This window comes from uncultured Succinivibrio sp. (assembly GCF_902756765.1).
GTDB lineage: Bacteria > Pseudomonadota > Gammaproteobacteria > Enterobacterales > Succinivibrionaceae > Succinivibrio.
In genome coordinates this window covers 1-8,670 of the sequence record NZ_CACVSS010000080.1, presented here as the reverse complement: position 1 = coordinate 8,670, position 8,670 = coordinate 1, and the positions used below count along the sequence as shown (strand labels likewise).

The window sequence follows — 8,670 nt, the reverse complement described above, 5'->3', positions numbered from 1 at the left end:
CTGTTCCCATTCCGAACACAGAAGTGAAATGCAGTAACGCCGATGGTAGTGCAACGTACGTTTGTGTGAGAGTAGGTCACTGCCAGGCATCCCTTTTGAAGAACCGAGATGTTTTTGCATCTCGGTTTTTTCGTCTCTACATCCTATTTTTTTTTTTTTTTTTCGATTGCCTTGTAGCCGAACCATACTAGCTGTGGTCCTACGGGGATCTGGTTTCTTGTTATAAGCTTATAACCACCCCAGGCAAGACAGGCTGTAGCAACAACTCCGGATAATCCTATAAGATTAAAGGATGATAATAGGGAAGGGAGTAAAGATGTTGCTCCTCCTTTCATTCCCATGCCTCTTCCCATTCCTTTGCCCAAAGAGGATGCTCCTTTTCCTCCTATAAATGCGGTAGTAGCACCCACTGCTCCCTTAGCTATCCTTTGTCCTTTATTTGGTCTTGATTTTTGTGGATGCTGCTTTTTTTCACTTAGTTTCTTACTTTGTTCATTAAGTGCATTCATCATTTCATCAATCTTTTCCTCAGGACATGTGTATTCAAGCAACATTGATCCTGTAACAGGATTTATTGTTAGTTTTTTTAGTAGGTTAAAAGACTCGATTTTTTCTTTTAAGGCATTTGCAAATTTTTCCTGTTTTAGAAGATCACTTTTGTATCTTCTTCTTCCTTTTATCTGTGACAAACATTTGAATTTTATTCTGTCTGCAGAGAATACTTTTAAAGGATTTTTACTTAGAATTGTTTGTAATACAGGGATTCCTATTGAGGCTAACATAGCAGGTCTCATGGTATTTTTCATTACTCTACCGATCCTCTTAACTAAATTATTTTGTAAAATTGTATTAATTACTGAGATATTGAAAAGATTTTTTCTTTCACAATATTATAGAATATAGGGAGAAAAATGCATTTTGACGCTTTTCTCATTTAAAACTGTAAAACTCTGAATGTGTTTACTCAATTCTTTTAAATAACTTTAAAAATGATTAGAAACGCTACTCTAGATGATGTTGCATCTATAAACAAAATTTATAATCATGAGGTTCTAAATACTACTGTTACCTTTGATACTCTGCCTAGAGATCATTCTGTTGGTCTCAAATGGTTTTTAGCTCACAATGATTCCAATCATCCTATCTTTGTTTATGTTAATGATTCTCAGGAGGTTGTAGGCTACTGCTCTTTATCTCCGTACCGATATCTCGATGCCTATGCTCAGACTGCAGAGATATCCCTTTACGTACATAAAGATTACCGCAAACAGGGAATCGGAAGAAAACTTTGTAAATATGTTTTAGAATATGCAGAAACTAGAGATGACCTTCATAACATTATTGCAGTTATTACAACAGACAACGAGAAAAGCCTTAACCTCTTTAAATCTTTTGGTTTTGAGGATGGCGGGACGATCCCTGAGACCGGAAGAAAATTCGGCAAGTTACTATCAATTACCAATCTATACAAAATAATCTAGGAGTCTAAGATGGCATCTGTTCTTGAATGTATAAAAACACGACGTTCTGTAAGAAAGTATAAGGATCAGGCGGTATCAAAAGATCTGTTAAAACAGATTGTAGAGGCAGGACTTTATGCGGCATCAGGTAAAGGCAAGCAGGCTCCTGTAATTATTACAATCACTAATAAAGATCTGATTTCTGAAATTACCAAGGTTAATGCTGAGATTATGGGCAGCCCAAATACTGATACATTCTACGGAGCTCCTGTTATTATCCTTGTTGCAGGCTCCCTAAAGGCTAACGAAAAGACAGCCTTTGCAGATGGAACCTTAGCTTTGGGCAACATGATGATAGCAGCTCATTCTCTTGGTCTGGGATCATGTTGGATTAATCGTGCCAAGGAAGGTTTGAAGTATGATGTTTACAAGGACATCTTCCACTCTATAGGTTTAAATGCAGATGAGTTTATTGGCGTAGGTCATCTTGCTTTAGGCTACCCTGAGGGTGAGTTGCCTGCAGCTGCACCTCGCCTCCCTCAAAGAGAATTCTATATTGACTAAATTATGGCTAGACCTAAAATAAGAATAACTATAATCGACAGGCTTGGCAAACATCCCTGCCATCGAGGGCATAAGGTAGGAGATACCTTTGACTTTGATACAGAGCGGGGACTGTTGTGTCCCATGGCCTGTCATGTGGCTTTCCCCTATATAGATATTCTTCGTTATGGCGGAAAAATTCCTCATCAGGACGATGGCTGTGCAACCTTCTGCTGTCCGGATGTAGAGACTATAAACGTTTTTAAAATAGAAAAAATCGACAAAAAACTTTAAGGTGGAGATGATGATAAAACACGTAGTAATGTGGAAATTCAAGGAAGGAACCGAAGCTCAGATGAATCAGTTCCTTGATGGTCTAAGAGGTCTTGTTGGACAGATCGAGGTTCTAAAATCTCTTGAGGTTGGTGCTAATATCAATCCTAAAGAGAAATTCTCTGCATCTCTTATCTGTGAATTTGATTCAATGGAAGACCTGAATTCATATGCAACTGATCCTCGTCATGTTGCCGTTGCAAGTATCTGTAAGGACATCACTTTAGAGCGTGTTGCTGTAGATTTCGAGGAATAATTCTCTCAGGCTCTGCAATTGCAGAGCTTGTATTAAATTCATATTTCTTAAAAATATATTTTTTGATATATCTTCCATCCTTTAAATACTTTTCTTGCTCAATCTTGTCTTAAGCTATATAAATTGATGTTATTGTATTAGTAAAAAAGTGAGATAGTGAGGAAAATTTAATGCTTAATTTTGCGATCCTGGGAGCAGGAAGTATCGCCAGAGTAATGGCCACCACCATCAATAAAATGAATTCTTCTGGTAATAGAATTGTTAGACTTGCAGCCGTAGCTTCAAGATCATCAGACAAATCTAAACAATTCGCCTCCGAGTTTAATATCGAAAAAGCTTATGGTTCTTATGAAGAACTTTATAACGATCCTGATATTGATATTGTCTATATCGCTACTCCGCACAATTTCCATTATGAACAATGCAAAAGCTGTCTAGAACATTCAAAGAATGTGCTCTGTGAAAAGCCTTTTACCGTAAATGCTAAACAGGCTAAAGATCTTCTTGAGCTTTCTGAAAAGAAGAATGTTTTCATAACAGAAGGAATATGGACTCGCTATCAGCCAATGCGCAGACTCATTGATAATGAGATTAAGTCCGGCATAATTGGCCAGCCTATGATGGTAACTGCCAATTTAAGCTATAACATGACACACAAGGAAAGACTGTTAAAGCCAGAGCTTGCTGGTGGAGCTCTTCTGGATGTCGGTATTTATGCACTGAACTTTGCCAATATGATTCTCGGTGATCCTGATACTGTTGAAGCATCCTGTATTAAGAATTCCTCTGGTGTGGATATGTCTGATTCGGTGACCTTTACTTATAGAGATACAGCAAAAATGGCTGTTCTTTGTTCATCAGCTCTTGGTGTGTCTGACAGATACGGCATGATTCATGGTTCAGAGGGCTTTATCATGGTTGAGAATATCAATAATCCTCAGTCCTTGAAGGTCTTTGACAAGTCTTATAATCTTATAAAAGAGATCAAGGCTCCAGAGCAGCTGACTGGTTTTGAGTACGAGGTTGATGAAGTCTGCAGAGCAATCAATAACGGAGAAATCCAGTGTGAGTCAATGTCTCATGAAAGAATTCTGTATATGATGAATCTCATGGATTCCATCAGAGCTCAGATGGGAATTAAATATCCTTTCGAATAAGGAAAACAGTAAAACATAAGGAACTGCAAATGAAAAAAGTGCTAATAGTATTAGATCTGAATCAGCGTCAGATTGATATGTATAAAGATCCTGAACTGGAACTTACCTTTAAAAAGCCTTCGGAGGTCACACCAGCTGATTTAAAGGAAGTAAATATTCTTGTGGGTAACATTCCTCCTGCAGTTGTAAAAGAAGCTCCTCATCTGGAACTTATAAATCTGAACTCAGCTGGATATGACAATTATCTTGGCTATGTTTCTCCTAAGACCAAACTGTGTAACTGCGTTGGAGCATTCAGTCCTGCAGTTGGAGAGCACATTCTTGCTATGACCTTCTCTCTAATTCGCCATTTCCATCTGTATCGAGACAAGCAGAATAATAAGGACTGGTCAAACTGCGGCAAGATTATTTCTGTTGAAGGTTCAACAATTGCCGTATTCGGTCTTGGTGATATAGGAAGAAGCTATGCCCGCAAGGTTAAGGCTTTGGGAGCCAAGAAGGTTATAGGAATAAGACGTAATATCAAGGATAAGCCTGACTACATCGATGAGATGTATGCTCTATCTGATGCAGAAAATGCTGTAGCTGATGCAGATATAGTTGTTAATGTTCTGCCTTCTGCTAAAGAGACTACCTCTCTTTTCGACAAAAAGCTGTTCTCTAAGATGAAAAAAGGTGCTTATTTCATCAATGTTGGTCGTGGTGATGCTATGAATCAGGATGATCTGCTGGATGCTCTTCATTCAGGTCAGCTTTCAGGTGCCGCATCAGACGTGTTTACACCAGAACCTTTGCCAAAGGATCATCCCTTATGGTCAGAGCCAAAGTTTCTTCTGACCCCTCATGTTGCAGGCTGGTTCTTCCTAGATGAGACTAAAGAGCGAATCGTCAGAATTTCATCATCAAACGTAAAAGCTTTTATTCACGGTGAAAAACTGGTTAATGAAGTTTCTCACTAACTATAGGAATTAAAAATGGAATATATTGAATTTGGCTGCAATCATGCTAAGGCCTCCAAGGTTGTTTTGGGGCTGATGCGAATTCCTGAACTTGATGTTCAGGGAATTGATGCTTTGTTGAATACAGCCAAGGATAATGGTATCAACTTCCTTGATATTGCTGACTGTTACTCAAAGGGAAAGGCAGAGTCTCTTTTAGGTGAAGTATTTAAGAAGAATCCATCATTAAGAGATAATTTCATTGTCCAGAGTAAATGCGGTATTCATAAACAGGAAGGAAAACTTACAATTTTTGACTTCTCAAAGGAGCATATCATTGAGGCCGTCAATGGCTCTCTTAAGAGAATGAATATTGAGCAGATGGACTGTCTGCTTCTGCATAGACCAGATGCTCTTATGGAGCCTGACGAAATAGGTGAAGCCTTCAATCAGCTTTACTCTGAAGGCAAGGTTAAGTCCTTTGGTGTAAGTAATATGAATCCAATGCAGATGAAACTCCTTAAGACTGGTCTGGATTGTCCGATTGCGGCTAATCAGGTACAGCTGAGTATCTGTCATACTCCAATGTTAAATGCAGGTTATACCGTCAATATGGACAGTGACTCTTCAGTGATGAGAGATGGAGGCGTTCTTGAATACTGTCGACTCCATAAGATTGTTGTTCAGGCTTGGTCAGTAATGCAGTATGGATTCTTCAAGGGGGTATTTGTTGGTTCGCCTGAGTATCCTGAACTCAATAAAGTTCTTAATCGTATTGCTCTAGAGCATAATTCAACACCTACGGCAGTTGCTATTGCCTGGGTATTGAGATATCCTGCTCTGATGCAGGCTGTGATTGGTACTACCAAGCAGCACCGCGTGGTTGAAAGCGCAAAAGCCTGTGATGTAAAACTCTCCAGATATGAGTGGTATGAGCTTTATCTTGCTGCAGGCAACTTCCTTCCATAAAATTTATTGAGCTTGGTAAAAGAAAATACGGATTGGATGCTTATTAATCTGAATAACTGCTTCCGTGCGCAAATACATTACAAATAAATTATACCAAGCTCAAATTCTTATGTTTTGTTATTTTTAAAATGCACATTTCTCTTCTAACATATGTAGTATGTGAAACTGTTATTTTCCTTGTACAAAATAGAGAATTAACCAAGTTTCTTTAGAAATGATGTGGTTTGAGTAAGATTGTATGAAGTTTAGATTACATTATCTGGCAATACTATTTGGATCTGTGCTTTTAGCATCTCAGTCGGTAGTTCCTGTATCTGCAGATATTGGCGATAGTGATAATTACTACAACGTGCTTCTTGATGATGAATCTGCAGTAAGGTTCAGAAGAAGCAAGTCTAATGCAGAACATAAAAGCAAGGAATTACATTTCAATGCTAAGAATACCATTGAGGATGTTCTGAATTATCCTGGGTTCAAACCATTTGCTCAGATTTTGATGCCAAATACTAAACAGTCTGATTTGGCTGTTCATCTTGATGAATTGCAGAATATTATGTCAATTCATCATAATATAACTACAGATAACACTCTTGAAAGCCTGGATTACCTGGCAACTAAAATAGAAAACAAAGAAAGAGTGTTTTATCCAATTTATTCTAAAGAGGATATCAAGGCAGATCCTACTTTAGCTGATACTGGACTGTATTTCTTTAGAGGTGATGAAAATGCTCCATTCGCTATTATTCTTCCTGGTGGTTACAGCTACCGCAGTACAATTCATGAAGGCTTGCCAATTGCGTTGCGTATCTGCAACTCAGGCTTCAATGCGTTCGTCCTCTCCTACAGATCAGGAAATCTGATTAAAGGTTCAAAGGATTTAATTACTGCAATTAATTTTGTTAAAAACAATGCAGATAAGCTGAAGGTACGTAAAGATAAGTATTCCTTATGGGGCGCAGCTGTTGGAGCTCAGCTGATTATTAACGTTACACAGAATTCAGAAAAAGGCGAGTTAAAGGGAACTCTTCAGGAAAAGCCTGTAGCAAATATCTTTAGCTATCCTTTAAGCTATTACCCATCTGAGAATGATGTTCCTACTGTTATTGTGGTTGGAGATCAGGACCGAATTGTAAACAAGACAATTCTTAAATCCTCCATCAATAATCTGAATAAGATGGGGATTGAATCAAAGTTTATTCTGATCCCTAGACTACAGCATGGTTTTGGTGTTGGCTTTGATCCTAATTCTTCAGTAAGTATAAACTGGATTGGAAGAGCTACATCCTTCTGGGAAGAGGTTGGTCAGCTTGAAGAGGATGATTCCGGTACTAAGGAAGCAGATTCAGCTGAAGACGACGGACTTATAATGTAACTGATTTAGAAAACAGAAAGGGGAAAGATTTATCTTTCCCCTTTTTTTATATTTAAATCTAGTGATAGATTTTAGCTAGTGCACCAAGCAACTAGACTAATTCAGCCATGTCTTTCGACAAAGATGCGTGATTAGTAAAGTCTAGTATGGCGCGCATTTTCGCGGGCCAACTTTTTGGCGTGACGCTTAATTGCAGAAGCCTTTGCACGCTTACGTACAGTTGTTGGCTTCTCATAGAATTCACGAGCTCTTACATCGGCTAAAATACCGGCTTTTTCGCAAGAGCGCTTGAAACGTCTTAAGGCAACGTCAAATGGCTCGTTCTCACGTACTTTAATGACTGGCATGTGGAAAACCACCTCACTTATAAAATTCCAATGTCTGAGACAGTAGGTCTCATGACGATAAAAAACATGCGAATTATATATTAGAACGATACGAATGTAAATAATAAATGCGATTTTTTCGGTAATCTCTGTCACAGATCCTTACTAATCTTAGGATGCATATCTTTGCGATTTGTGGTAGTTTAATTGCTTTAGATAATACTTCATTTTTCTAAGGATTAAGCTAAATGATTGCACTGCTTCAAAGAGTAAATTATGCGAAGGTAGTAGTTGACGGAAATGCGGTAGGGGAGATCGATAAAGGTATCCTTGTTTTTCTCGGACTTGAGAGAGATGATAATGAGCAGTTATGTCATAAGATGTTCGATAAGATTTTAAAGTATAGAATGTTTTATGATGAAAACGAGAAAATGAATCTGAATGTATCTCAGGTTAATGGTAATGTGCTGGTAGTCTCTCAGTTTACTTTAGCTGCCAATACAGCCTCAGGTAACCGTCCAAGCTTTGATCCTGCCATGCCACCTGCTGAGGCTAAGGAACTTTACGACAAGTTTATGAAGTATGCAGAAGAGAAATTTCCAACAGTTCAGCACGGGGAATTTGCTGCGGATATGAAGGTAGCTTTGGAAAACGATGGGCCTGTAACCTTTATTCTCAAGCTATAACAGTCTTAGTATTGTTTTCTGCTGAGATTGGATTTCATCAGTTGTATTTTTTATGTTTTGACGAAAAAAAAGCCTGTAAAAAATTTACAGGCTTTACAAACAAACATAAGGAGTAAACTGTTCTTTAAAGAATTCATGTCTGCCATGCAAATCAGCCCTCGCAGCTTAAAACTCTTTATATATTGAAATCTGTATTCTATCTCTGTTACGCTGCATGTTGTCTTCTGAATTAACCACCCAGCAATACAGTCTATTACTGATAGTGTGTTTCCAGGCTCAACAACATGCAGCAGTCCGCCTGTTAGTTCTTTGCCAGGCCCTGCAGGATCTGATTTGCATTCTTAATCTGATCACTTGCACCGCTTACAAAGCTGTTGTATTGGCCCATGAAGTCCTGCAGCTTAACCATCTGTGTCTGGTTGTCGGAGTTGCAGTTCTCTGCCATGTGCTGAATGCCGGAAGTTATAGCACGCACCTGCTCTGAAGACTTAGAGCCAGCCCAATTAGAAATATCAACACCAAGTCCCTGAGCCTCTTTTGCATACTTAACTAAAATCACAGCTCTGGAAGCCTTGTCTCCATCCTCATCCTTGGTATATGCACCAAGCTCAGAATTCATCTTGTCCAGAA

At 38.6% G+C, this 8,670-nt stretch carries 12 protein-coding genes and 1 rRNA gene; 10 read left to right on the top strand and 3 right to left on the bottom strand.

The window, feature by feature from the left end; genetic code table 11:
* Nucleotides 1-88, top strand: a 5S ribosomal RNA gene (gene rrf, locus QZU45_RS09765); the annotation flags it as partial.
* 55 nt (nt 89-143) lie between these two features.
* On the opposite strand, the gene QZU45_RS09760 is transcribed toward rrf, so the two are convergent.
* Nucleotides 144-806 carry an HMA2 domain-containing protein gene (locus tag QZU45_RS09760; RefSeq protein ID WP_295354764.1) on the bottom strand — a complete coding sequence of 221 codons (663 nt, stop codon included), beginning with the start codon at nt 804-806 and terminating at the stop codon, nt 144-146.
* A gap of 183 nt (nt 807-989) precedes the next feature.
* Here QZU45_RS09760 and QZU45_RS09755 point away from each other — a divergent pair, with 183 nt between their 5' ends.
* The 8 genes from QZU45_RS09755 (at nt 990) to QZU45_RS09720 (ending at nt 7,028) form a co-directional block, all read left to right on the top strand.
* The gene (locus QZU45_RS09755) at nt 990-1,481 is read left to right on the top strand and encodes a GNAT family N-acetyltransferase (RefSeq protein ID WP_295354762.1); all 492 of its coding nucleotides are present in this window, start codon (nt 990-992) and stop codon (nt 1,479-1,481) included.
* A gap of 9 nt (nt 1,482-1,490) precedes the next feature.
* Nucleotides 1,491-2,024, top strand: a complete 534-nt coding sequence (locus QZU45_RS09750; RefSeq protein ID WP_295354757.1) for a nitroreductase — start codon at nt 1,491-1,493, stop codon at nt 2,022-2,024.
* Nucleotides 2,025-2,027: 3 nt separating this feature from the next.
* Entirely contained in the window at nt 2,028-2,297 is a 270-nt protein-coding gene (locus tag QZU45_RS09745; RefSeq protein WP_295354754.1) for a TIGR04076 family protein, read from the top strand.
* A gap of 10 nt (nt 2,298-2,307) precedes the next feature.
* Entirely contained in the window at nt 2,308-2,592 is a 285-nt protein-coding gene (locus QZU45_RS09740) for a Dabb family protein (RefSeq protein ID WP_074841800.1), read from the top strand.
* A 170-nt stretch (nt 2,593-2,762) separates the two neighbouring features.
* The gene (locus QZU45_RS09735; protein WP_295354750.1) at nt 2,763-3,749 is read left to right on the top strand and encodes a Gfo/Idh/MocA family oxidoreductase; all 987 of its coding nucleotides are present in this window, start codon (nt 2,763-2,765) and stop codon (nt 3,747-3,749) included.
* A 29-nt stretch (nt 3,750-3,778) separates the two neighbouring features.
* The gene (locus QZU45_RS09730; protein WP_295354748.1) at nt 3,779-4,708 is read left to right on the top strand and encodes a D-2-hydroxyacid dehydrogenase; all 930 of its coding nucleotides are present in this window, start codon (nt 3,779-3,781) and stop codon (nt 4,706-4,708) included.
* Between the two features lie 15 nt (nt 4,709-4,723).
* Nucleotides 4,724-5,656: an aldo/keto reductase family oxidoreductase gene (locus QZU45_RS09725; protein ID WP_295354746.1), complete on the top strand. Its 933-nt coding sequence runs from the start codon at nt 4,724-4,726 to the stop codon at nt 5,654-5,656.
* A 238-nt stretch (nt 5,657-5,894) separates the two neighbouring features.
* Nucleotides 5,895-7,028, top strand: coding sequence for a hypothetical protein (locus tag QZU45_RS09720; RefSeq protein ID WP_295354743.1), 1,134 nt, complete (start codon nt 5,895-5,897; stop codon nt 7,026-7,028).
* 131 nt (nt 7,029-7,159) lie between these two features.
* Here the strand turns inward: QZU45_RS09720 and rpsU are convergent, their stop codons facing one another.
* Complete coding sequence (gene rpsU, locus QZU45_RS09715; protein ID WP_021888892.1) at nt 7,160-7,375, bottom strand: 30S ribosomal protein S21; 216 nt, start codon at nt 7,373-7,375, stop codon at nt 7,160-7,162.
* A gap of 227 nt (nt 7,376-7,602) precedes the next feature.
* On the opposite strand from rpsU, the gene dtd reads away from it, so the two are divergent.
* Nucleotides 7,603-8,040: a D-aminoacyl-tRNA deacylase gene (gene dtd / locus QZU45_RS09710; RefSeq protein ID WP_295354739.1), complete on the top strand. Its 438-nt coding sequence runs from the start codon at nt 7,603-7,605 to the stop codon at nt 8,038-8,040.
* A gap of 301 nt (nt 8,041-8,341) precedes the next feature.
* Here dtd and QZU45_RS09705 read toward each other — a convergent pair.
* Nucleotides 8,342-8,670: hypothetical protein (locus QZU45_RS09705; RefSeq protein WP_295354736.1), on the bottom strand; the 329-nt coding region annotated here is incomplete at its 5' end.

Bases quoted from the DNA above. Each gene is read 5' to 3' on its own strand.
- QZU45_RS09760 (WP_295354764.1), bottom strand. From the start codon at position 806: ATGAAAAATACCATGAGACCTGCTATGTTAGCCTCAATAGGAATCCCT.
- QZU45_RS09755 (WP_295354762.1), top strand. From the start codon at position 990: ATGATTAGAAACGCTACTCTAGATGATGTTGCATCTATAAACAAAATT.
- QZU45_RS09750 (WP_295354757.1), top strand. From the start codon at position 1,491: ATGGCATCTGTTCTTGAATGTATAAAAACACGACGTTCTGTAAGAAAG.
- QZU45_RS09745 (WP_295354754.1), top strand. From the start codon at position 2,028: ATGGCTAGACCTAAAATAAGAATAACTATAATCGACAGGCTTGGCAAA.
- QZU45_RS09740 (WP_074841800.1), top strand. From the start codon at position 2,308: ATGATAAAACACGTAGTAATGTGGAAATTCAAGGAAGGAACCGAAGCT.
- QZU45_RS09735 (WP_295354750.1), top strand. From the start codon at position 2,763: ATGCTTAATTTTGCGATCCTGGGAGCAGGAAGTATCGCCAGAGTAATG.
- QZU45_RS09730 (WP_295354748.1), top strand. From the start codon at position 3,779: ATGAAAAAAGTGCTAATAGTATTAGATCTGAATCAGCGTCAGATTGAT.
- QZU45_RS09725 (WP_295354746.1), top strand. From the start codon at position 4,724: ATGGAATATATTGAATTTGGCTGCAATCATGCTAAGGCCTCCAAGGTT.
- QZU45_RS09720 (WP_295354743.1), top strand. From the start codon at position 5,895: ATGAAGTTTAGATTACATTATCTGGCAATACTATTTGGATCTGTGCTT.
- rpsU (WP_021888892.1), bottom strand. From the start codon at position 7,375: ATGCCAGTCATTAAAGTACGTGAGAACGAGCCATTTGACGTTGCCTTA.
- dtd (WP_295354739.1), top strand. From the start codon at position 7,603: ATGATTGCACTGCTTCAAAGAGTAAATTATGCGAAGGTAGTAGTTGAC.